The organism is Pseudidiomarina atlantica, assembly GCF_000753735.1.
Lineage (GTDB): Bacteria > Pseudomonadota > Gammaproteobacteria > Enterobacterales > Alteromonadaceae > Pseudidiomarina > Pseudidiomarina atlantica.
In genome coordinates this window covers 1-468 of record NZ_JPIN01000018.1, presented here as the reverse complement: position 1 = coordinate 468, position 468 = coordinate 1, and the positions used below count along the sequence as shown (strand labels likewise).

Below are 468 nucleotides of genomic sequence, written 5' to 3'. Positions count from 1 at the left end.
CTCCCTAAAAGTGGAGAAATCAGCTTTGACTGCCATCACTGCTGTCACTGCCATGGTTCATTTCATTTATATGCCATGAAGGCTGAAAAAACTCTCGCTTTACCACGAATGGGCACAATACGTCCTGGGTATACTGAGTTTTACACTAACCCTCTATCATCGCCGCTGTTCCGGCCTCCTATCTCCTCATAACTGCCTAATAAGCTGCTTTAGCAGCGCAAGAAAATCATTATTTTACGCAGTAATATGACTGAGGAGTCTATCTATGGGTCCGTTTTCGACACATAGCAAACGCTTGTTTATTGCCGTTAGTCTGGCAATAAGTTCAAGCTACGCCAATGCACAACAGTTGCCCGAGCAATGGCAACAAACTGTGCTGCAACACCCCAGTGTTGAGGCCGCTCAACAGCAGGCTGAGGCGCTGATCCAACAGGGTAAGCAATTAAATCAGCCTTTGTACAACCCTAG

The 468-nt window shown here is 46.4% G+C and carries 1 pseudogene; it reads left to right on the top strand.

The annotated features are described in order from the left end of the window. Nucleotides 1–265: 265 nt before the first annotated feature. Nucleotides 266–468: pseudogene (locus tag IDAT_RS12450) on the top strand (TolC family protein); the annotation flags it as partial.